Source organism: Thermoleptolyngbya oregonensis NK1-22, from assembly GCF_032705245.1.
Classification (GTDB): domain Bacteria; phylum Cyanobacteriota; class Cyanobacteriia; order Elainellales; family Elainellaceae; genus Thermoleptolyngbya; species Thermoleptolyngbya sichuanensis.
The window spans coordinates 4,217,888-4,238,493 of record NZ_CP053540.1; the positions used below are offsets into that span (position 1 = coordinate 4,217,888).

Genomic DNA, 20,606 nt, shown 5'->3' on the forward strand with positions numbered 1-20,606 from the left:
ACTCCAGCGGTTTCATTTCTGGAATGCTAATCGTTTCAAATGAACCGCAGGTGACGGATTACTGATAGGTTTAACTGTATTCCTCCAGCCCTGCGATGTAATGCTGCAACTGCCGAAGCCTTCCTGCAAAACCGTCCTGGTATCTCTGGACGATTCCTATGAGCGCTGTCGCCAGATCACCCAGGAATATGCCAAGACGTTTTATCTTGGGACGCTGCTCATGCCGGAAGAAAAGCGCCGGGCGATTTGGGCGATTTATGTCTGGTGTCGGCGCACGGATGAACTGGTGGACGGAGCAGAGGCAGCCTACACCACGGATGAAACGCTCGATCAGTGGGAAGAAAACCTAGAAACGATCTTTGCGGGGCATCCGCTGGAGGATGTGGACGTGGCGCTGGTGGATACGCTGGAGCGCTTTCCGCTGGATATCCAGCCCTTCCGCGACATGATCGAAGGGCAGCGGATGGATCTGTATCGCAACCGCTACGAAACCTTTGAGGAGCTAAAGCTGTATTGCTATCGCGTGGCGGGTACGGTGGGGCTGATGTCGGCGGCCGTGATGGGCGTAGATGAGAGCCGCCGCACGGCTCCCTGGAGCAAAGGGGGTGCGGTTGATCCAACGCAGGAGGCGATCGCCCTCGGCATTGCCAACCAGCTCACCAACATTCTCCGCGACGTGGGCGAAGATGCGCGGCGGGGTCGGATTTACCTGCCCCTAGAAGACCTCGCCCTGTTCAACTACACCGAGGCAGACCTGTTTAACGGCGTGGTGGACGAGCGCTGGCGAGAGTTGATGAAGTTCCAGATTCAGCGGGCGCGAAAGTTTTTTGTCCAGGCCGAGAGCGGCGTTGGCCTGCTCAGTCGGGATGCCCGATTCCCAGTGTGGTCGGCGCTGATGCTCTATCGCCAGATCTTGGATGCGATCGAGCGCAATCGTTACGACGTGTTTCGCAAGCGAGCCTATGTATCGGGCCCGCGCAAGCTGCTGAGCCTGCCGCTGGCGCGTCTGCGGGCCGAGGTGCTGTAGGGCTGCCTTTGGCACGGATCAAGCCTGAAAAGCCCCGGTTGAATAGCCGTTTTGCCTGACCCGTGATCCCTGAAATGAAGCCTCCTGTTCTATGCTGCTACCCGTCTCTAGCCGCTTTCAGTTCACCCCAGATCTGACCATTTGCCGCCTGCTGAATGGGATGTGGCAGGTGTCGGGGGCGCACGGCCGGATCGATCCAAAGGGGGCGATCGCCAGCATGGTGGACTATCTCGACGCGGGCTACACCACCTGGGATCTGGCAGATCACTACGGCCCGGCGGAGGATTTCATCGGCGCGTTTCGGCAGCAGTTGGCGGCCACGCGGGGCGAGGCGGCGCTGTCTCAGGTTCAGGCCTTTACCAAATGGGTGCCCCGGCCGGGCCCGATGCCCCGCGCTGTCGTAGAGCGCAGCATCGACGTATCCCGCCAGCGCATGGCCACGCCCTGCCTAGATTTGCTCCAGTTTCACTGGTGGGACTATGGCGACCCGGCCTATCTGGACGCGCTGAAGCACATGGTCGATTTGCAGCGCGACGGCAAACTCCGCCATCTGGCGCTTACCAACTTTGACACCGAGCATCTGCAAATCATCCTCGACAGCGGCATCCCAATCGTGTCGAACCAGGTGCAGTATTCCCTGGTCGATCGCCGCCCGGAGGCCTACATGGCAAAGCTGTGTCAGGAGCGGGGTGTACATCTGCTGACCTACGGTACGCTCTGCGGCGGCTTTCTGTCGGATCGCTACCTGGGCAAACCAGAGCCGCGCCGGGGCGAACTGGCGACCGTTTCTCAGCAAAAATACAAACGCATGATTGATGCCTGGGGCGGCTGGGACTTGTTTCAGGACTTGCTGAAGACCCTGGAGGCGATCGCCCGCAGGCATGGGGTGAGCCTGTCCAACGTGGCAGTGCGGGCAATTCTCGACCGGCCGGCTGTGGCGGGGGTCATCGTGGGCACGCGCCTCAGCATTGCCGAACACCGCGCCGACAATGCCCGCGTGTTTGACTTCCAGTTGGATGCCAACGACTGGCAGCAAATTGAGCAGGTTTCGGGGCGATCGCGCAACTTGCTCAACCAAATTGGCGACTGCGGCGACGAGTATCGGGGCTAGGCTGGCGCAATCTGTCCCGCCACCACAGTTAGCACCTGCGACGACCGGAGCCACTGCGAATCGAAAGAATCCAGATGCGTCGTGGTGATCAGGGTTTGGAACCGATCTTGAATCGTGTCTAGCAGCTTGTGCTGACGCTTGGGGTCTAGTTCGGCCAGCACGTCGTCCAGCAGCAGCAGCGGCGGCTCTCCCACAACGGATTCGATCAGCTTCAGTTCGGCCAGCTTCAGCGCCAGCACCAGGGTCCGCTGCTGCCCCTGGGAGCCATATTGACGCGCAGGCGTGTGGTTGATGGTGAACTCGATTTCGTCGCGGTGGGGGCCGACGAGGGTGGTGTGCTGCACCTGTTCGGCGATCGCCCGCTGCCGAATTTTCTCCAAAAACGCCTGCTGAATCAGCGCCGGGTCATCTTTTTCCATCGGCACGCTGGGCGCATAGCGGATCTCTAGGCTTTCTCGGCTGCCGCTGATGTCTCTGTGCCAGAATTCTGCAAGGGGGGCAATGCGGGCGATCGCCCGGGCCCGGCGACGGATGACCCGCGTGCCCAGAGTCGCAAGCTGGGCATCCCACACCGCAAGCTGGGCGCGATCCAGCGGGATGGCGGCCTCGGTACGGCTGGAAGATTGCTTGAGCAGGGCATTGCGCTGGCGCAGCGCCAGGGTATATTGCTGCAACAGGTGCGCGTAGACGGGTTCAAGCTGGGTCAACAGGGTATCAATCCACTGGCGACGATGCCCCGGCCCGCCCCGCACCAGTTCCAAATCCAGGCTGGAAAATTCCACGGCGCTCAGGGTGCCCAGAAAGTCTACCTGGCGCTTCAGGGTTTGCCCGTTCAGCGAGACGGTGCGCCGCCCGCTGCTGCGGAGGATCAGCCCCAGATCAACCGCCCCGCTGTCTCGCTCCAGCCGAGCGGCAATGCTGCCGTCCTCCCTGCCCTGCTGCACTAAGTCGCGATCGCGGCTACTGCGGTGCGATCGCAGCGTGGCCAGCAGTTCCACCGCCTCCAGCAGGTTTGATTTGCCCTGGGCATTGTCGCCCACCAAAATCGTCTTCGGCGCAGCGAAACTCACCGCCTGATCCCGGTAGTTGCGAAACTGGCGCAGATGCAGCGATCGGAGGAACATGAGCGGGCGGGAATCAGGGGCAGCTTGCGGTAATCCCTAGCCTAGCAGTCCAGCGTCGTCTCTCGTTCCCAGGTGGAAATGTGAGCGCTGTATTCGTTCCAGGCTTGTCGCTGGAGCTTCAGATACGCCTGGGTAAAGGCAGGGCCTAGCGCCTGGGGCAGCACGGGGCTGGCCTCAAATCGGCGCAGGGCTTCTAGCAGATACAGCGGCAGTTGGGGCACTGTGCCAGGGGGCAGCGGCTCGGTGTAGCTGTTGTTGTCGTAGCGGGGGCCGGGGTCGCGCTTTTGGGCAATGCCGTCGAGTCCGGCGGCGATCAGGGCGGCGGGCAGCAGGTAGGGATTTGCCGCACCGTCGGCCAGGCGTAGCTCAAACCGGCCGGCTTCGGGAATGCGGACCATGTGGGTGCGGTTGTTGCCGCTGTAGCTGACGGTGTTGGGCGACCAAGTGGCTCCAGAGGTCGTGACGGGCGCGTTGATCCGCTTGTAGGAATTGACCGTGGGGTTGGCGATCGCGCACAGCGCCTCAGCAGAATGCAGCACGCCGCCGAGAAACTGGTAGGCCAGCGGCGATAGCCCCAGTTCGCCCTCTGGGTCTGCAAACAGGTTGGTGTCTCCAGCGCTATCCCAGACTGAAAAATGGACATGGCAGCCGTTGCCCGTCAGGTGGGCAAAGGGCTTGGGCATAAAGGTGGCCCGCAGGCCGTGCTTTTCGGCAATGGACTTGACCATGTATTTGAAAAACGCCTGCCGATCGGCCGTCACCAGCGCATCGTCATAAGTCCAGTTCATTTCAAACTGACCGTTTGCGTCTTCGTGGTCGTTTTGATAGGGCCCCCAGCCGAGGGCGATCATGCTGTCGCAGATCTCGCGGATCACGTCGTAGCGGCGCATCAGGGCTTGCTGATCGTAGCAGGGCTTGCTCTGGCGATCGCCCGCGTCGGAAATCTCCTCCCCGCTGGGCGACAGCAAAAAATACTCGCACTCCACGCCCGTCTTCACCCGTAGCCCCATCTCTGCCGCCTGCTGGATCACTCGCTTTAGCACCAAGCGCGGCGCTTGCTCTAGGGGCTGGCCATCGACATGGTGCAAGTCAGCGGGCAGCCACGCCACATCGGGCCGCCAGGAAAGCTGAAATAGCCGCTCTGCATCGGGAAAGGCCAGAATATCGGGGTCGGCGGGCGACTGATCCAGCCAGGCCGCAAACCCCGCAAAGCCCGCCCCATTCGCTGCGATCGCATCAATACTCTCAGCAGGCACCAGCTTGGCCCGCTGCACCCCAAACAGGTCCGTAAAGGAAATCATGAAATAGCGAATATTTCGCGCACGGGCGATCGCAGACAACGAGTTGGGCGAAGAATTGGACATGGCGGCTCAGTCACCGAAACACTAGACCTGGAAGTTATACACCAACTCCGGCCCTCCAGTCGGTACATAGCTGACACCGCCGCAGGTAGCGCTTCTGAGGCAGGCGCAAATTCATCGAGCGATCGCCCTTCCACAGAATGCATTTGCGCCATCAGAACACATCAAAGCCTGACAACAGCACCCTAGGCAGTGTCTTAAAACTTTCTAGGTCGTTGATTGCCTTGAGTCGATCCCCCTAAATCCCCCTTATTAAGGGGGACTTCCGGAGTGGCTCGGCTCGGTTCCCCCCCTTTTTAAGGGGGGCTAAGGGGGGATCAAATTAAGGGGACTAAGGGGGGATCAAAGGGTTTTAAAACACGCCCTAGCTTCCAAAACCTATGAAGCGCTGTTACGCTTTTGCAGCATGGTCGATTCGGCTGGAATTGCGATCAGATTATCGCCGTAGGTGCGAATCAGCCCACGCTGGCGCAGCTTGCCCATCAGCCGGGTCACCGTGACGCGAGTAGAGCCGATGGCGCTGCCGATTTGGGCATGGGTCAGCGACCAGGGCAAATAGTACGTATCATCACTGGGTTCGCCAAACTCTTCTACCAGCAGCGTGATGAAGCCCAGCAGGCGATCGATGGTGCGGCGCTGGCCCAGCGTACTCAGCCACAGCAGCTTGCGCTGGTGCTGCAATCGGAAGGCATCCAGCACTTCCCGACGAAAGTGGGGCCAGTTGTCCAGATCGTGCCAGTAAAGCCAAATCACCGAGGTCTGTTCGACATGGGCAAAGGCCTGGAGCGTAAAAGGCGATTGCGCCACGATTTCAAAGGGTTGACCCGCGCCGACAAAGCCCAGAAATGCCTCTTCGGAGTTGATTCGGGGCAGGCGGGAGGAACTGCCGTTGGCGCTGACCTGCGCCTCGCCCACCAGACGCACTGCACCCCGCTGCACCAGGTACAGCAGTCCAGGACGCGCCGGAATCTTTTCATCCTTTGCAAAGGTGCGGGTGCGGTAATGCTCCTGGGCCCAGTCCAAAATCCGCTGCCACGTCAGAAATGGTCTAGAAGAGTCAGCCTGAGAAGACACAGAATACATGAGGCAAGTCCTGGGAATTCAGTAAGTCGTACCGAAGTGTGCTGTTGCGTTGAACCAAGTGCAAACCCCGAAGTAGATCATGTGACGGCTCAGCCCAACCGGCAGAGTGCTGCTCAGGCAGAAACCTTAAGTTATAGGTGGTTTAGATATTTCCACTTACGTAATCTAGCGTACCGACCTCGTTCAGCCTTTCCGCATTCAGGACTACCAACTTTAGACCGTCAACAGGGGGAACCGACAGCAGTGAACCGCAAAATCTAAGAATAGAAAATTAATTATTCTTGTGATTCTAGCGCACGCTTTCAGAATAGCTTCACACTTTATCAATCATAGTAGGGAATTTTACGGAGTCTAGGTTACTCACAATACGTAAATCTCCTTTGAAAGTGTGCGGGAAAGTGGATCGCACCGCCGTAAACTCCCGCAGTTTTTTACGAGACTTTTACAAAAGCTTTGACTGTTTAAGGATTAGCCCTCCAGAATGAGGATTGGGCCAGAATGAGGGTGGGGGCGATCGCCCGTTTGCTTCTGTTCGCGCCTAATCGCTCCTGAGCAGCTTGCAGCACACCGGTCTGCGATCTCGCTCTGGTCTAACCTGGTTTTTGGAGCCTGTCGAGTGTGTCTGACCCAACGGTGACCGTGACCATCAAGCTATTTGCCGCCTACCAGGAAGCCTACGGTATGCCGGAGCTAGTGTTGGCGCTGCCGCAGGGGGCAACCGTCGCTGAGGTGTGCGATCGCTTGTTGCAGGAGCATCCCGAACTGGAGCAGTGGCGATCGCTCACTCGCTTTGGCGTGAACTATCAGTTCGTAGAGCCGGACTGGGTGCTGCAAGACGGCGATGAGGTCGTGCTAATTCCCCCCGTCAGCGGCGGCTGATGCAGGCGGCCGACGCACAGAGCCGCTAGATTGCGCCGCCGTTCACAAGATTCCAAAACACTCCGAAACGGAGAGGGTGGGATTCGAACCCACGGTCCTTTTGGGACACTCGATTTCAAGTCGAGCGCATTCGACCACTCTGCCACCTCTCCGAGCTTTTTCAATCTTATACCGAAAGGACTGACGCAGTTGGGCAACTTCTCGTGGGCGCAGCTCGCGAGAAGTTGCCCAACACCTAGAAAACTTCGCAAGTGCGTAAGGCCTAACCGATTCGAGATTTTCGAGATTATTTTCGAGATTTTGGATGGGCGATTGGCAGAGTTGGCGGGAGGGGGCGATTCGCGAAGCGATCCCTACGGGAAACGTTCTTAAGCAGAAGTTCACCCGCTCAGGTGAGACGCTCGGATGAGGTGTGGGCCGGGTCTGCCGCCCTATTCTAAAAGCATGGAATTCAAAAGGAAACCAGCTATGAACCTCTCCTATCGCGGTATCAAATACGAAGCCAACGTTCCCGCCGTCGCCACAGTTTCGGGGAAAGTGATTGGTAAGTACCGTGGGGTTGAGCTACATGCTCAGGTCAAGAAAGAGCAATAGTTCATCCGCCATGCGACGTTTTTGGTAGTTTTTGGTAGAAAAAATCGGATTTCCGAAGCGACATAACACCTAGCAGGGGGCTGCTGGGTGTTTTTCTTTTGGGACTTACGCAGTTGAACGAGAGAACCCTGATCGCAAGTGTGTAAGCCCTACCTTTGTTGGGTTTTGGGCGTTAGGGGTTTGGGCGCTGGGGTTTGGGCGGTCAGGGTAGGCGATCGCACGCCCGCTGCCCGCCAAACTTTTGGATAATCAAGTCGTCGTAGGTATCGGCGATGGTCACCACAGACAAAATGCAGGTTTGCAGTTCCATCAAGTCCATGTTCTCCCCGCCCAAGACGCTGTGCGAAAAAATCACGCCGCCCGTCTCTGCCAGATGAAACGCGCCAAACCGCATCCGGTGGTTTTCCATCAGCAGATATCGCATCAGCGGCTCATCCATTCGGCTGCCCAGGGTAACGCAGCTACTCGCCTTGACAATTGCCAGTTCTCGCTCGTCCCAGGGATGCACCTCCCAATCCAGCACCTCTACCTCAACCTTGGCCGAACCGTAGGACAGGTTAAACCGGGGAGCATAGGACAAAACTTGCAGCGAGTCCTTGAATAGCGCAGAGGTCGTGAGGTAGTCCGACACCTTGCGATAGGTCAGTTCTTGAACTGCGTTGGTAAACGTCAAAGGCATAGCGTGCGATAAGAAAAACGTAGGAGCGAGACGCGATCGATTCTGTGCCATCGATCCAATGCCATAGTAAGCTTTCGGATGACTGGATGGCTGTCTTCTAGCGGCTGTCTTCTAGCGGCTGTATTCTAGTTGTCTTCTGTGTCTTTTGGTGGAGTCTTCTCGCCGTTTTTCTGCGGTCGTCTTGCTATGCTTCAATCGCGCCAGTCGGATGAATTGCGCCAGTCGGATGCCCGTGGAGCCTATGCGGTAGATGATTTTCCCAGTGGGGCGATTCCCGTAGAGGTCGCTTCGCAAATCGCCCCTCATTCTCTGCAAGGCACGAGCGACCTGGAAACCTGGGCAGCGCGGAGCTATCGGCAGCTGCTGGCCATCCTGGGCGATTCCCGGAGGGATTGCTTTGCGAATCGCCAACCCACTCAGCCCGCCGACCACGCCCACGCCCGGATGCTGCTGCTGGCGCTGCTGTGCATCCCGCTCTATCAGCAGCGCAAACTGCTGGCGGTACATTGGCTATCCCTCAAACCCGATGAGTTTGCGCTGGATCAACTTTTGACCGCTGCCAATCATCAGCACGGGCTGGCGTTTCCGGTGGCGGCCCTGCCATCCTTGTCACCTGAGACGAATGCGGCCCTGCTTGCGCTGCTGCGATCGCTCTTTCTCTGCGCTCCCTACCCGGTGGCGCGGCTGGGGCAACTGTATGAGCAGTGCCTCGCCTGGGCCCCGTCACCCGGACAATGTGCGCCGAGGGCTGCCCCAAAAGCAGACGGCCGCAAAGCACGGGGAATTTACTATACGCCAGAGCCGCTGGTGAACTACTGCGTTTCGCAAACCCTGGAGCGGCTGTTGAGCGACCCTACCCAAAAGCTGCTGGGGGTTCCGCGCATCCTTGATCCGGCAGCGGGGGGAGGGGCATTTTTGCTGGCGACCTATGATGCGCTGCTGCGGTGGGTAGCGGGTTGGTCTGCGAATTCGGCGAGTGTGGACGGGGCAACTGTCCCCCCCTGTACCCAGCGGCCCCCAATCGCCCCAATAGATCGCCCAGATCGCCTAGATTATCCAGTGGATTGCCCAGTAAATCGCCCAGTGGATCGCCCAGTAGATTGGCACACTCGTCAGCAAGTGCTGCTCGACTGTATTTATGGGGTGGATGTGGATGAAACGGCGATCGCCCTCACCCGTCTCTCGCTCCAGCTCAAGCTGTTGGAGGGACAGCCGCCACCGGGATTTGTGCTACCCGACCTGACGCAAAATCTAGTTTGTGCTGACGCGCTGCTGGGTCTGGACTGGGCCACCGCCTTTCCATCAGCCGCACAGGCAGGCGGGTTTGACGGGGTGTTGGGCAACCCGCCCTATATCGACGCTGCCCAGATGAGTCTGGAAACCCCCGACTGGCGACGTGCCTGCACCGAGCGCTATGGCTGTGCTAGGGGCAACTGGGACTTGTTTTGCGTATTTATCGAGCGATCGCTGGAGTTGTGTCGTCCGGGTGGAATGACGAGCCTGGTGGTGCCCAACAAGCTGCGCTCGGCGGGGTATGCTGCCACAGCGCGATCGCTCTTAGCAGAGAACTGTCAGCTTGTGGCGCTGCGGGACTATGCCCAGGTGGCAGTGTTTCGGGCGGCGGTCTATCCGCTGGTGTATGTGGCGCGGCGGGGAAAGCCGGAAAAGCCAGGTTTAGGTTCTCCAAGCCAGGACTCGATTCGTGCAAGTGCGCCAGTGACCCAAGAGCCAGTGACCCAAAAGCCAGTGACCCAAAAGCCAGTGACCCAAAAGCCAATGCCCTATGAACCAGTGCCCTATGAACCAGTGCCCTATGAGGTGATGGAAACACTGACGGAGGTGGGGCGGCGGCAATGGCTATACGCCAAGGGCGAAGCATGGTGGCTGGGCGATTCGCAACAGGCAGGCAGCCTAATGGCCCGGTTGCAGCAGCTTCCGACGCTGGGGCAAATTGCCAGCGTGCGGGGAGCGGCGACGGTAGCCGAAGCCTATGACCTCCAGCGCTGGATTTGCAATCATCCCACGCCTGCACCCAGCGACCTGCGCCTGGTCAACAGCGGCACGATCGATCCCTATCGCCTGCGGTGGGGCGATCGCCCGTTGCGCTATTTGGGCGATCGCTACCTGCACCCCATCCTGCCTGCACAACATTTGTGCCAACTTTCGCCCCAGCGCCAGCGACAAGCTACCCAACCCAAGCTAATCGTCGCGGGCATGACCCGACGGCTGGAGTGTGCGCTGGATGAGTCAGGGGGCGTGCTAGCGGGAAAATCGACCTCAATTATTCAAGCGCCCAACTCGTCCTCCCCTCTAGCCAAGCATCTGGCGACCTGCCCTAATTTGCTGTGGCTGCTGCTGGCGATTCTGAACAGTTCGCTAATCCACTGGTACTTCGTGCAGCGGCACGGCGGCAACGCGCTCCAGGGCGGCTATTTGCGCGTGGGGCCGCCCCAGTTGCGCCAGATTCCCATAGCGCTGGGTGAAAAGAGCGATCGCCCTGGGCTACACCAAGTCCTGATTGACTTGGCGAAACAGCGGCATCACTGCGGAACAAGTCAAAACCTGAGGGCGATTCGCGACGCGATCCCTGCGGAAATCGCCCAGCTTGATGCCCAAATCGACGCAGCCGTTTACGCACTCTACGACCTGAGCGCACCTGAGATGGCAGAAATCCACGCAGAAACTCGCCCGCAGACAAGCGGTTTAGCGGATTAAGCGGGTTAGGGATTAACCTGTCTAGCCTAGAACGGAATGTCTAACCTAGAACGGAATATCGTCATAATCGGCCGTTTCCACGGGAGCTTTGGCGGCGGGGGCAGCTTTGGCCGTGGAGGCTGCATAGGCCGGCGGAGCAGCAGGAGTAGTCGCAGCGGGACGGGATGCGGCTGTCCCTGGTACGTCGGCAGTAGAGGACTTCAGGCTGGCATCAGCTTCGATGCGGTGAATGCGGGATACCGTTAGCTCTGCCCGCTTTTCCTTAAAGCCCTCTGGGCGGTCGATCATGTTCATGCCCAGCCGACCTTCAAGAATGACGCGATCGCCCACATGAAACCCTGCCTGAATCTCTTGCGCCAGATTGCCCCAGCCCACTACCTTGATCTGTCCTGGCGGCTCGTTATCGCGCAGCGCCGCAAACTGCACCGTCATCTCAGCAATTGGCGTTTGACTATCGGAGGTATAGCGAAGCTGCGGCTCTTGAATCACCTCAGCCATCAAAATGCAGTTGTTCATAAATGCTCCTGGCGGTGTGGTTGGCTCAACCCAAGCAGAGTACAGGTGTATTTCTTAAACTCATATTTTAACATCTGTCCCAGGCAGGCGATCCGGGTCGATTATACGGTGATGGCTCCAAAAAAGCTGTCTGGCGAAAAATAGCGGTGAATAGGGCGCATCCCAGTTCTGCAAGTTTGCCCTCATCCCCCAGCCCCTTCTCCCAAAAAGGGAGAAGGAGAGACGGATTGGAAGTCCCTCTGCCAAAGCGGGAGAGGGATTGAGGGTGAGGGCTACAAAAGTGGGATACACTCGGTGCAGACTTCGCCAGCCACGAAACGAATTGCCAAAAGAACTGCAAAACGAACATCAAAAAGAACCCAGGCAAAACACGCTGAGTTCTTCTTGGCTTAATGGAAACTTTGGATCAAATCGCCGTCAGGAAGTTGCAGTCAGCGGCAGCTTTGGGATGACGTTTCGTATGGCGCTAAGTTTCGTATGGCGCTACATCGCCTCAATCCCAGCGCAGGGCTAGCTCTGGACGTGCGTTCCCAAAATTTGCGCCAGTCCAGGCACGGCTGCCTCTACGTCGCCCTTGACCGAGGTTCGCAGCTTGCCGTAGGAAGCCCGCACTACGCTGTTTTTGGCTTTTTCAATCTTGTGGTCGGTGACGCTGAGCAGGGTGTCTGCCGTGCGATCGCGGTTTTGGATTAGGTGCTGCACCGGGTCGCCCGACTGGATGCCCTCGTTCCACATAGGATCTAGCGCAGCAAGGGCTTCGGGCAATAGCCGCCGAATTGCGCCGGAAATATAGCTTGGCTCTACGCCTTTCACAACTCCGTAAGCTGCTTTCAGCGCCAGCCCCGAAATGCCTCCTTTGGCGGCAACCTGTTCGTCGATGAGCTTGACGCAATCTGCTACGAGGTTTTGAGTGGTGGTTTGATCGCTGAGTGTGTCGCTAAGCGCCATGATGCTGTGCCTCTTTGCTATGCCTCAATGGGTCGGTGAATGCGTCGAGCGAATGCGTTGGACAGAAACGACAGGTGGATGCATGGGGTGAGTTCCGTTCGCGTCCACAGCGTTACTCTGCCCACTTCTTCTTGATCTAAGCCAGGTCATCTGGAATCTTAAGATTTCTATAGCGATCTTCGGACAGTCTTAACAAGTATGTAAATCTTTTTTTGACTGGAGCTTATTTTACAGCAGGATTTCGGTCTTTAGGCTCCCGTTCCGCTGTCTCATTTTTTCCAGGGCAGTTTGGTGCCCATTTCGGTCAGGGCTGAAATCATCAGATACACAATCACCAATCCGGCACTGATTAGAAAAATCGGCAAGTCGTCTGGCATGAGGGAAAGAGGGGGGAGGGAGGTTAAAACTCGAATCAAAGCCTCTCAGGGTTGGATGGATCTTTGGGTTTGGTTGGGCTGGTTATGAATCTGGTTATGGATCTCTGCTTTTGTCTGAGCATTCGATTTCCAGCTTTGATTTACTCGTTCAGTTTATAGAAGTTTGGCGTTCTCTATGCTGGTTCATCTCCCGGCAACCGATCCACTGTCTGCAAGTAGCTCGCTGATCCACAGAGCAGAGTTTTTGCTTCAGGAAATGGCGCTGCTTCTAAAAATTATTCTGGAGTTCATTGCGATTTTGATTGTGGCGATCGCCCTTGTCAAAGCGATCCGCAAGTATGTCCGCATGTTTCGCTATCAGGGCTTTGTCGTGCAGCCGCCGATCCGGCTGGATTTGGGGCTTTCTCTGGCGCTGGCGCTGGAGTTTTTGCTGGCGGCCGACATTGTGGGCACGGCGGTTTCTCCCCGTTGGAACGAAATCGCTAAACTGGCGGCGATCACGGGCATCCGCACCTTTCTCAACTACTTTTTGCACCGAGAAGTGCGGGAGCTTCAGGAGTCGCACAACGTGGTGCGTTCCACCCAGGTCGAGTGAAGCGCAACAGAAAGCAGAAAAGATGCCCCCTGGGCCCAGAACCTCCACCATCGGCAGAAGGCTGGCTCAAGGGGCGATCGCCATTCGCCACAGAAGACAGTTATTGAGGTTCAGGATTTACGCACTTGCGATAGGCTTTCTGGGCTGTGGACGATTTCTCGCGGGCTGCGCCCGCGAGAAATCGTCCAACTGCGTAAGTCCTAGAGGCTATTGAGGCAGTTGCAAACAGTCGAGGGTTCGCAGCGTTGCCGCAGCCGCATAGTTGCGCTGGGAGGCGGCGTTGGGCGCAAAGTTGTTGCCCTGCTCATTCAGCGGAGACGCAACGCCGCAGAAGCCCGATAGCTCGGTAATGGTCGCCGAGGCCCAGTGGTTTGTGGTGTCGGCAAAGGTTCGGGTGGGCTGATTCAGCAGCAGGGTAGGCGACGAGCCACGCGCCGTCAGCGCAAACTCAGCCGCTCGCTTTAGCACAGACACCAGTTCAGCACGGGTCACGGGCTGTGCCGGACGGAAGGTGCCGTCTTCGTAGCCGCGCACAATATTGTTGTCGCGGGCAAATTGGATCTTGGCGGCGCTCCAGCGGGATGCATTGACATCTCGATAGGGGTCACCGCTGGCGGCGGCAGGAATCCGCAGGTTGACGTTGGGCGCTTTGGTGAGCGCATCCAGCACCATCGACACCAACTGCTCGCGGGTTAGCGTATCCAGTGGGCGGAAAGTGTTGTCGGGGAAGCCCGAAATGAATCCAGCAGCAACCGCGTTGCGAATTTGCGTGGCGTAGATGTCTCTAGAAATGTCCGTGAAGGTGACCGGGACGGGCGTGGGGGTTGGGGTTGGGGTCGGCGTGGGGGTTGGGGTCGGCGTGGGCTGTGTGGCAACATCTCCGGGCGGGAAGACCCCTTCGTAGGTGAGATAGACGTGGCCCAGCGTGCGATCGCCAAAGGTGCGCTTGGTAAATCGCCAGCCCGGTTGCAGCGTAATTTTGGCAAAGTCTTCCGTTAAGCCATTCGCCCGGCCGATGACCAGTTGCGGGCGAGAGCGGTCGTTGGGTACGCCCAGCATCACTAGGTCGCCGTTTTGCGGCAGAATCCGGATGCTGTAATCCAGCCCCATATCTTGGCCATTGACCCGAATCGAGTAGCCGTTGCGGTCGGTGGCGCGGTTGCAAATACCCGTGAAATCAAACTGGAGCAGCAGCGGCGTAACAATGGTTGGATTTGCCCCAGACTCGCTCCAGCAGGGGCGTGCATCAGACACTTGCTCCAAAATCAGCAGCCGGCGGGTGGTCACGCCAGAAGATGACACGGCGATGAATCGACCCTGGTCTACCTCTTGCTGACCAAAGGTGGTGGCAGAGGTGGGAGCGGAAATAGACAGAGCACCCAGCGCGATCGCGCTAAGGGCTACGAGACGATGACGCAAACGTTTCATAGCTGAGATGTGAAATGAAGTAGGACTGCAAAATTGAGTGCTGCGGCCGGGCTGGATCGAGCAGCAACAGGACGCTGAGAATCAGATCTCCAGCGCGATCGCCACCCGCTACCCACAGCGTAGGCATCAGAAGGTTTCCAAGCTTGTGGATTGACCGTACGGGGCATCCAACCATTTGCAGTCGGTCTGCACCTAACATCTGCTAGTGTTCCCAAAGACAGCCCGCCGATCAAACGAAATCGAGGAGCGGGGCAAGTAAAATGGGCTGAAGTGGCTTGAGGCTTGGCTAGCTGGACGATCCAGCTAATCCAAATCCTCGAAAGCAGCCTATTCCACTGGGCTAAAACTAACGACATCAGTACCAGACAACACTACAAACAGTTCGCGATTGGTGCGCCCAAACTGGCAGACAACGCTGACCACAGACTCGCCATTGGGCCTGCCGTCAGAAAGAACCGTAGAGCGAATAATTTGCCGAAATGGCCCACTCTCAGCCACAATATCATTCCAATAGGTCTGGATTGAGCGGGCGCTGATATCGTTTACATCTTGTAGGCTGGCTTCGTAGTCTGCAACGGCCGACTCGAACTGCTGGTCTCCAAGACGGGTGATAAAGCTTTCGGCGATCGCCGTTAGGGAAACTTGCGAAATTTGACGAGCTTCTGGAGCAGTCTGTGCCTGCGCTTGGGGTAGGGCAACGCCGACCAGCATTACGGCAGGAACGAGAACAAACAGAAACGCTGATTTCATAACGAATTCCATGGGGTAGATTCGAGCACCGATTCCATATCCCATGACTGTGGCTCAGTTCAATTTGTGCCCAGCGTTGAAAAGAACTTTGGAAGCAACCTGGAAACAGGAAATCGGAACTCGATGTGGGTCATTCAATCCTATTTCCACCTTTCAAAGGGCCCATACGGTTCACAGCCCTGAAACCACGTTTCTGTAACAAATCGTTAGACCAAAGCGTTTCCCTAGCGGTTCTCGTCCGCTGCTGGTGGGTGTTCTTTGGGGCTTGGGAAATCAACGGCTTCGTACAAGTCGGCGATCGCCCCTTCCCAGCCCACACTGGTCAGCAACACGCGATCGCCCTCGCTGTAAGGATGCAGCACCCACAGGCCCTCCTCGTTACGACGAAACACGTCTACCTGGAGCCGGGTTTGAGAAATCAGGACATATTCTTGCAAGCTCTCGATTTGGCGATAGTCGGCAAATTTGTCGCCCCGGTCAAAGGCTTCCGTCGCTTCGGACAGAACTTCGACAATCAGGCAAGGATAGCGCTTGAAAGTATTCGTCGTGCGATCGCGCTCATCGCAAGTCACCATCACATCTGGATAGTAGTAGCAGTTCAGTTCCTCAACGTGAGCTTTCACATCTGCAAAGTAAACGCGGCAGGAACCTCCCCGCAGATGAGTCCTTAGAAGGGTATAGACATTCCCTGCGATTTGATTATGGGCATCGGTGCCGCCTGCCATCGCGTAGATATAGCCATCGCGATACTCATGCTTCGTAGGGCGGGCGGCTTCCTCCGCCAGATACTCTTCTGGAGAAACGTAGTGATCAACGGAGACTGCAACCATTGGGGCTAAGGTAGGCCAGAACAGCCATAGAGTCACTGCATAAGTTTATTGTATCGGCTTGGGGCGATCGCCCTTTCAAGACAGCGGTTTCGGCTTTTGCAATCGCTGTCTAGCAATCACTGTTTAGCAATCGCTATTTAGCAATCGCTATTTAGCATTCACCACCCTGCTTAGCGTTCCCATTGAATAGCTCATAGACCTGGGTACAAAACGACCGCAGCCGGGTCTGGATTTCTTCGACAGGCTGCTGCGTTCCCAGCACGCGCCACTCGCCAACGGTAGACAAGCGCCACTGCTCGCCCTGGTGCGTCAGCCCGACGGCTTCTAGACCAATGACGCGGCGGGTTTGGGCGATCGCCCCCTCGCCCGATTCTGCCGCTGCTTCATCCTCAAACAAGCGGATCTGCACCAAAATGCTGCGGGCCTGAAACCGAGGACTCCAGCCCGGTAGGTGAAAGCCAATGTCGATGGAGTCGGGGTCTACCAGTTCGCGGGTGCTGGGGTCATTGGCCCAGGGCTTCAGGTCTGCCTGCGCGTCGGGAAAGTAAGACTTAAATAAATTAACAGCGGCGGCAATCTTGGCGGCTAGCTCCAGCCCCTTTGCCTGTTCTGCTGCATTCACGCTGCTTGCTCCTGCGATGAATCCCCGTTCGGGGTTTTGGAATTTTAGATTTTGGATTTTGGGTTTTGGATTTTGGGTTTTGGATTTGGGTTGATGAACCGGGTTAGGCGTGATGGAGAATGCTTTGGCGAATGACTTGGCTAATAACTTGGCTAATAACTTGAGGGATGGCTTGAGTGTAAATCTCTTGAGTGTAGATCTTACGGTTCAGCATGAATCAAGGTAAAGGTACGAAAGAGCAGCGTTCTGGCAATGTCTCTCGACACAACCACCAGCCCGCAGGTGCAACTGCAATCTATAGTGCGATACGACCCTGCTGACCGCAGTCACGATCAACACTATTTCTCAGAATTCTCCAGTTTTGCAAAGGCTCGCTGCATCAAAGGCTGCATCAAAGATAGAAAAGTGCCCAGAAACAAGAAAGTGCCCAACCGCCTGACTGACCTGCCAGGATGCTGGACACTGGTGCCATGCTTTGGTGTGGAGCGGGGTCGCTGCTCAGCGCAGAGCCGATGCAACGCCCCCCTTAGGGAGTAGAGATAGAGAATAGAACGCCTTTAGTCCACTATTACAGGTCGAGTCCGGGGGGAATCAGCACCTGATCGATTACGTGGATCACGCCGTTGCTAGCTACGATGTCGGCCTGGATGACGCGAGCGCCGGAGACAGTGACGGTTTCGCCATCCTGGGCGATCGCCACTGAGTTGCCCTCGACCGTGGCCACCTCGCCGGGCTGAATCGCGTCTGAGGTGACGCTACCGGAAACCACGTGATACGCCAGGATTTGCTGCAACACACGCTGGTTTTCGGGCTGTAGCAACGCCTGCAACGTTTCTTCGGGCAGTGCCGCAAAGGCTTCGTTGGTCGGAGCAAACACCGTAAACGGGCCAGCTTCGTTTAGCGCACCGTCCAGACCTGCTGCTTTGAGAGCAGCTTCCAGCGTACTAAAGGATTCCCCTTCGGACACAATCTGGGTCAACGTGCCCGCTGCCATCGCAGTTGCCCCGTCGGTTCCTGGAGCAACCTCCGCCGTCGGCATATCAGCAGGCGCTTCAGCACCCGTAACCGTCGCATCAATGACCGTTTCGCCCATCGTCGTCTCGCCAGCCACGGTTTCAGAGACAGCATCGGTCGTTGCGGCAGAGGGCATGACTTCGTCCATCGAGGCCATGCCGGGGTAAGTGTAGGCTACAGTCGCCGTTACAACGCCCAGACCCAGCAGCTTGATCCACTGATTGCGAGTGCTCGTTTGCTTGATGTTCATGGTTACCTCTTTGCGACTAAACGCCTTGCTGAACGATTAATCAACAACCCCGCATATTGCGAAATGTTGCGAATACTTACAGACTCGTAGCAGTCTAAAATCAGCAGGACGGAGAAACCGTCAACCAGAGGTAGGAGATTCGCCCGTGGCAAAGATCTATCTCAGGACAGAGGAAAAACTCAGACAAACGACGTTTTGCGGGAAACACCGCCCCAAAGCCTTGAAAAAGTTTAAGAACGAGACGTGCAACTTTCAATCTGCCCTCATCCCCCAACCCCTTCTCCCAGGTCGGGAGAAGGGAAGCAAGGGAGGCTTGAAGTCCCTCTCCCGCTCTGGGAGAGGGATTGAGGGTGAGGGGGATCGGCAACGTTGCACATTGCGTTTCAAGACTAAGCAAGACTAAAGATCTCAAAGAGGATTATGAGTTCTCTCTGGACAGCGAGATGAGACGCTCTTTTCCACCGAGATGCTCTAAAAAGTAGTGGCAGCCGCGAGACGAGTCGAATAGGTGTAGCCCAAATTCTTGAGAGATGGCTTCGCACACGCGCACGCCGCGCACGCTGTTGCCTCGCCCATCCAGCGGCGGCGAAAAGACGGCAATGCCAAGCTGGTCGGGCACGACGGCAATAATGCCGCCACAAACGCCGCTTTTGGCAGGTAGCCCTACGCGATAGGCCCACTCGCCTGCAAAGTTATACATGCCGCAGGTATACATAACGCTGAGCATGTCGCGCACATAGCCCGCCTCGACCGCGCGATCGCCCGTCATTGGGTTCACGCCCTGGTTGGCCAGCGTCGCCGCCATCACTGCCAGATCCCGACAGGACACCATCACCGAACACTGCTGAAAGTACAGATCCAGCGCTTCTTCGATGTCCCAGTCCACCATTTTGAAATGGCGCATCAGGTAGGCCATCGCCCGGTTGCGATCGCCCGTGGCCCGCTCCGACACGTAGGTTGCCACGTCTACTACAATGTCATGCCCGACGTAGCGGCGAAACATATCCAGCAGGCGATTGAGCCGTTCCGTCGGGCCGTCGCCAGCAATCAGGCTGGTGGTGGCGATCGCCCCCGCATTTACCATCGGGTTATAGGGCCGCTTCGACGCTTCATCCAAAATAATCGCGTTAAAGGCATCGCCCGTAGGTTCTACGCCCACTCGCGCCAGCACATAGTCGCGCCCGTGATCTTCCAGCGCCAACCCCTGCACAAACACCTTGGAAATGGACTGGATCGTAAACAGATGCGCCGTATCACCCACCTCAAACACCTGTCCATCCGCCGTTACCAGGCAAATGCCAAACAAATTGGGATCTACCTTGGCCAGTTCGGGAATGTAGTCCGCCACTTTGCCCCCACGCAGCTCGCAGCAAGATTGGTAAAGACCTTCCAAAAAAGACTGCACTGCATCAGGTGTTCGACATAGGCTGGCATCGTCGGGCATGGCAACGTTTGGGGAATGGGGTGGAGAAGACAGGCGAGAAAAGCAGGGCTTACCGCATCTGGAAAACCCAGAAAATTCTAATAAATTCTGGGGTTTGTGCCAGAGCAGTCCATGATTAGAGGTGTCGTTAATTTCCCCAAAGCCGTGTTTGAGGTTTCCCAGCACCCATCCCAATATCTCACCTATGCGCTGACCGATTCGACCACCGATGCCCGCCTAGAGGTCGTGCCTGAGCGCGGCGGCATCATCACTCGCTGGAGCGTGCAGGGGCGCGACATTCTCTATCTCGACGAAGCCCGCTTTGCAGACCCCAGCCTCAGCGTGCGCGGCGGCATTCCCATCTTGTTTCCGATTTGCGGCAACCTGCCCAACAATGCCTACACCTACAACGGCCAGACCTATCTGCTGAAGCAGCACGGCTTTGCCCGCGACCTGCCCTGGCAAGTCACCCATACCGAAGCGCTGGATCGAGCCAGCATCACGCTCAACCTGAGCAGCAGCGACCAGACCCGTGCGCTCTATCCGTTCGAGTTTTCGCTGGACTTTACGTACATCCTGGAGGGCAATCGCCTGGTGTTGCAGCAGCAGGTCACCAATTCAGGAAATACCATCATGCCCTTTTCGCTGGGGCTACATCCCTATTTCTCGGTGTCGGACAAGGCGCGGCTAGATTTCGATATTCCCTCAACGCAATACGTAGACCAGCGCACGCAGGAAACCCACGCCTATATGGATGGGTTCGATTTCAGCCAAGACGAAATCGACGTGCTGTTTCGCAAGCTGTCGTTTCAGTCCGCAACGGTGGAAGATTTTCGGGAAAACCTGAAGCTGCGGCTGGATTTTGACGATCCCTACACGATGCTGGTGTTTTGGACGCTAAAGGGCAAGGACTTTTACTGTCTGGAACCCTGGACGGGGCCGCGCAATGCGCTGAACACGGGCGATCATTTGATTGAACTGGCTCCGGGCGGCACGGTGCGGACGAGTTTCCGCATCACGGCCCAGTTGTCGTAAAGCAAAGCCTGGCCTGGGGTGGCGTGGCTTTTCCAGTAGCTTTTCCAGTGGCTTTTCTAAAAGACGGTCACGAATTTGCAGGACACGCGAATTTGTGGGATATGCGAACTTTCGGGACACGCAACCTCACAGGATACGGAAAGGGGCGATCGCCCTCGCTGCTACCCTCTAGAAAGTCATCCAGACTTTCTCAGAAAAGCCTAGAAAAGATAGCCACACTCCACGGACAGGTGATATATTGATTA

The 20,606-nt window shown here is 57.1% G+C and carries 20 protein-coding genes and 1 tRNA gene; 7 read left to right on the forward strand and 14 right to left on the reverse strand.

Translation table 11 applies throughout. From position 1 onward, the window contains the following. The first annotated feature begins 100 nt into the window (after window positions 1-100). Both crtB and HNI00_RS17680 read left to right on the forward strand, forming a co-directional pair. The gene (crtB, locus tag HNI00_RS17675) at window positions 101-1,027 is read left to right on the forward strand and encodes a 15-cis-phytoene synthase CrtB (protein WP_172356888.1); all 927 of its coding nucleotides are present in this window, start codon (window positions 101-103) and stop codon (window positions 1,025-1,027) included. Between the two features lie 91 nt (window positions 1,028-1,118). Next, window positions 1,119-2,138, forward strand: coding sequence for an aldo/keto reductase (locus HNI00_RS17680; RefSeq protein ID WP_316788024.1), 1,020 nt, complete (start codon window positions 1,119-1,121; stop codon window positions 2,136-2,138). Here the strand turns inward: HNI00_RS17680 and recF are convergent. The 3 genes from recF to HNI00_RS17695 all read right to left on the reverse strand — a co-directional run bounded on the left by recF (window position 2,135) and on the right by HNI00_RS17695 (window position 5,706). Continuing rightward, window positions 2,135-3,262 (reverse strand): DNA replication/repair protein RecF, encoded by a 1,128-nt coding sequence (recF, locus tag HNI00_RS17685; protein WP_316788026.1) that lies wholly within the window; start codon window positions 3,260-3,262, stop codon window positions 2,135-2,137. The two genes, HNI00_RS17680 and recF, sit on opposite strands and share 4 nt — an antisense overlap. 41 nt (window positions 3,263-3,303) lie before the next feature. Further along, a complete protein-coding gene (glnT, locus tag HNI00_RS17690) occupies window positions 3,304-4,626 on the reverse strand; it encodes a type III glutamate--ammonia ligase (RefSeq protein ID WP_316788028.1) in 1,323 nt (440 codons plus the stop codon). 375 nt (window positions 4,627-5,001) lie between these two features. After that, entirely contained in the window at window positions 5,002-5,706 is a 705-nt protein-coding gene (locus HNI00_RS17695) for a Crp/Fnr family transcriptional regulator (RefSeq protein ID WP_172356896.1), read from the reverse strand. Window positions 5,707-6,324: 618 nt separating this feature from the next. On the opposite strand from HNI00_RS17695, the gene HNI00_RS17700 reads away from it, so the two are divergent. Then, on the forward strand, window positions 6,325-6,585 hold the full coding sequence (locus tag HNI00_RS17700; RefSeq protein ID WP_172356898.1) for a MoaD/ThiS family protein: 261 nt from the start codon (window positions 6,325-6,327) through the stop codon (window positions 6,583-6,585). Between the two features lie 68 nt (window positions 6,586-6,653). Here the strand turns inward: HNI00_RS17700 and HNI00_RS17705 are convergent. Continuing rightward, a tRNA-Ser gene (locus HNI00_RS17705) sits at window positions 6,654-6,737 on the reverse strand. 316 nt (window positions 6,738-7,053) lie between these two features. On the opposite strand from HNI00_RS17705, the gene HNI00_RS17710 reads away from it, so the two are divergent. Then, window positions 7,054-7,179, forward strand: a complete 126-nt coding sequence (locus HNI00_RS17710; RefSeq protein WP_156434871.1) for a DUF4278 domain-containing protein — start codon at window positions 7,054-7,056, stop codon at window positions 7,177-7,179. Between the two features lie 202 nt (window positions 7,180-7,381). On the opposite strand, the gene HNI00_RS17715 is transcribed toward HNI00_RS17710, so the two are convergent. After that, window positions 7,382-7,858 carry a T3SS (YopN, CesT) and YbjN peptide-binding chaperone 1 gene (locus HNI00_RS17715; protein ID WP_316788032.1) on the reverse strand — a complete coding sequence of 159 codons (477 nt, stop codon included), beginning with the start codon at window positions 7,856-7,858 and terminating at the stop codon, window positions 7,382-7,384. A 186-nt stretch (window positions 7,859-8,044) separates the two neighbouring features. On the opposite strand from HNI00_RS17715, the gene HNI00_RS17720 reads away from it, so the two are divergent. Continuing rightward, complete coding sequence (locus HNI00_RS17720; RefSeq protein ID WP_316788034.1) at window positions 8,045-10,573, forward strand: Eco57I restriction-modification methylase domain-containing protein; 2,529 nt, start codon at window positions 8,045-8,047, stop codon at window positions 10,571-10,573. A 45-nt stretch (window positions 10,574-10,618) separates the two neighbouring features. On the opposite strand, the gene HNI00_RS17725 is transcribed toward HNI00_RS17720, so the two are convergent. Next, window positions 10,619-11,089: a single-stranded DNA-binding protein gene (locus tag HNI00_RS17725; RefSeq protein WP_277774364.1), complete on the reverse strand. Its 471-nt coding sequence runs from the start codon at window positions 11,087-11,089 to the stop codon at window positions 10,619-10,621. Window positions 11,090-11,599: 510 nt separating this feature from the next. Continuing rightward, complete coding sequence (locus tag HNI00_RS17730) at window positions 11,600-12,037, reverse strand: DUF6918 family protein (protein WP_277774365.1); 438 nt, start codon at window positions 12,035-12,037, stop codon at window positions 11,600-11,602. 552 nt (window positions 12,038-12,589) lie between these two features. On the opposite strand from HNI00_RS17730, the gene HNI00_RS17735 reads away from it, so the two are divergent. Beyond that, window positions 12,590-13,009: a DUF1622 domain-containing protein gene (locus HNI00_RS17735; RefSeq protein ID WP_297088379.1), complete on the forward strand. Its 420-nt coding sequence runs from the start codon at window positions 12,590-12,592 to the stop codon at window positions 13,007-13,009. Window positions 13,010-13,216: 207 nt separating this feature from the next. On the opposite strand, the gene HNI00_RS17740 is transcribed toward HNI00_RS17735, so the two are convergent. From HNI00_RS17740 to glsA, 7 genes are all read right to left on the reverse strand, one after another. Next, window positions 13,217-14,437 (reverse strand): DUF3747 domain-containing protein, encoded by a 1,221-nt coding sequence (locus HNI00_RS17740; protein ID WP_316788040.1) that lies wholly within the window; start codon window positions 14,435-14,437, stop codon window positions 13,217-13,219. After that, a complete protein-coding gene (locus HNI00_RS17745; RefSeq protein WP_297088384.1) occupies window positions 14,403-14,564 on the reverse strand; it encodes a hypothetical protein in 162 nt (53 codons plus the stop codon). The genes HNI00_RS17740 and HNI00_RS17745 overlap by 35 nt, the downstream gene beginning before the upstream one ends. Window positions 14,565-14,764: 200 nt before the next feature. Then, window positions 14,765-15,187 (reverse strand): hypothetical protein, encoded by a 423-nt coding sequence (locus tag HNI00_RS17750; RefSeq protein ID WP_172356910.1) that lies wholly within the window; start codon window positions 15,185-15,187, stop codon window positions 14,765-14,767. Window positions 15,188-15,411: 224 nt separating this feature from the next. Next, on the reverse strand, window positions 15,412-16,017 hold the full coding sequence (locus HNI00_RS17755; RefSeq protein WP_316788043.1) for a Uma2 family endonuclease: 606 nt from the start codon (window positions 16,015-16,017) through the stop codon (window positions 15,412-15,414). Window positions 16,018-16,168: 151 nt separating this feature from the next. Beyond that, window positions 16,169-16,639, reverse strand: a complete 471-nt coding sequence (locus HNI00_RS17760; protein WP_277774371.1) for a hypothetical protein — start codon at window positions 16,637-16,639, stop codon at window positions 16,169-16,171. Window positions 16,640-17,207: 568 nt separating this feature from the next. Further along, window positions 17,208-17,903, reverse strand: coding sequence for a fasciclin domain-containing protein (locus HNI00_RS17765; RefSeq protein ID WP_316788046.1), 696 nt, complete (start codon window positions 17,901-17,903; stop codon window positions 17,208-17,210). 418 nt (window positions 17,904-18,321) lie between these two features. Continuing rightward, on the reverse strand, window positions 18,322-19,347 hold the full coding sequence (gene glsA, locus HNI00_RS17770) for a glutaminase A (protein ID WP_316788048.1): 1,026 nt from the start codon (window positions 19,345-19,347) through the stop codon (window positions 18,322-18,324). A 144-nt stretch (window positions 19,348-19,491) separates the two neighbouring features. On the opposite strand from glsA, the gene HNI00_RS17775 reads away from it, so the two are divergent. Beyond that, window positions 19,492-20,361 carry an aldose epimerase family protein gene (locus tag HNI00_RS17775; RefSeq protein WP_420156386.1) on the forward strand — a complete coding sequence of 290 codons (870 nt, stop codon included), beginning with the start codon at window positions 19,492-19,494 and terminating at the stop codon, window positions 20,359-20,361. The last annotated feature ends 245 nt before the right edge of the window (window positions 20,362-20,606 follow it).

Excerpts from the sequence above, each read along its gene's own strand:
- crtB (WP_172356888.1), top strand. The coding sequence starts at position 101 with ATGCTGCAACTGCCGAAGCCTTCCTGCAAAACCGTCCTGGTATCTCTG.
- HNI00_RS17680 (WP_316788024.1), top strand. The coding sequence starts at position 1,119 with ATGCTGCTACCCGTCTCTAGCCGCTTTCAGTTCACCCCAGATCTGACC.
- recF (WP_316788026.1), bottom strand. The coding sequence starts at position 3,262 with ATGTTCCTCCGATCGCTGCATCTGCGCCAGTTTCGCAACTACCGGGAT.
- glnT (WP_316788028.1), bottom strand. The coding sequence starts at position 4,626 with ATGTCCAATTCTTCGCCCAACTCGTTGTCTGCGATCGCCCGTGCGCGA.
- HNI00_RS17695 (WP_172356896.1), bottom strand. The coding sequence starts at position 5,706 with ATGTATTCTGTGTCTTCTCAGGCTGACTCTTCTAGACCATTTCTGACG.
- HNI00_RS17710 (WP_156434871.1), top strand. The coding sequence starts at position 7,054 with ATGAACCTCTCCTATCGCGGTATCAAATACGAAGCCAACGTTCCCGCC.
- HNI00_RS17715 (WP_316788032.1), bottom strand. The coding sequence starts at position 7,858 with ATGCCTTTGACGTTTACCAACGCAGTTCAAGAACTGACCTATCGCAAG.
- HNI00_RS17720 (WP_316788034.1), top strand. The coding sequence starts at position 8,045 with ATGCTTCAATCGCGCCAGTCGGATGAATTGCGCCAGTCGGATGCCCGT.
- HNI00_RS17725 (WP_277774364.1), bottom strand. The coding sequence starts at position 11,089 with ATGAACAACTGCATTTTGATGGCTGAGGTGATTCAAGAGCCGCAGCTT.
- HNI00_RS17730 (WP_277774365.1), bottom strand. The coding sequence starts at position 12,037 with ATGGCGCTTAGCGACACACTCAGCGATCAAACCACCACTCAAAACCTC.
- HNI00_RS17735 (WP_297088379.1), top strand. The coding sequence starts at position 12,590 with ATGCTGGTTCATCTCCCGGCAACCGATCCACTGTCTGCAAGTAGCTCG.
- HNI00_RS17740 (WP_316788040.1), bottom strand. The coding sequence starts at position 14,437 with ATGAAACGTTTGCGTCATCGTCTCGTAGCCCTTAGCGCGATCGCGCTG.
- HNI00_RS17745 (WP_297088384.1), bottom strand. The coding sequence starts at position 14,564 with ATGCCTACGCTGTGGGTAGCGGGTGGCGATCGCGCTGGAGATCTGATT.
- HNI00_RS17750 (WP_172356910.1), bottom strand. The coding sequence starts at position 15,187 with ATGAAATCAGCGTTTCTGTTTGTTCTCGTTCCTGCCGTAATGCTGGTC.
- HNI00_RS17755 (WP_316788043.1), bottom strand. The coding sequence starts at position 16,017 with ATGGTTGCAGTCTCCGTTGATCACTACGTTTCTCCAGAAGAGTATCTG.
- HNI00_RS17765 (WP_316788046.1), bottom strand. The coding sequence starts at position 17,903 with ATGAACATCAAGCAAACGAGCACTCGCAATCAGTGGATCAAGCTGCTG.
- glsA (WP_316788048.1), bottom strand. The coding sequence starts at position 19,347 with ATGCCCGACGATGCCAGCCTATGTCGAACACCTGATGCAGTGCAGTCT.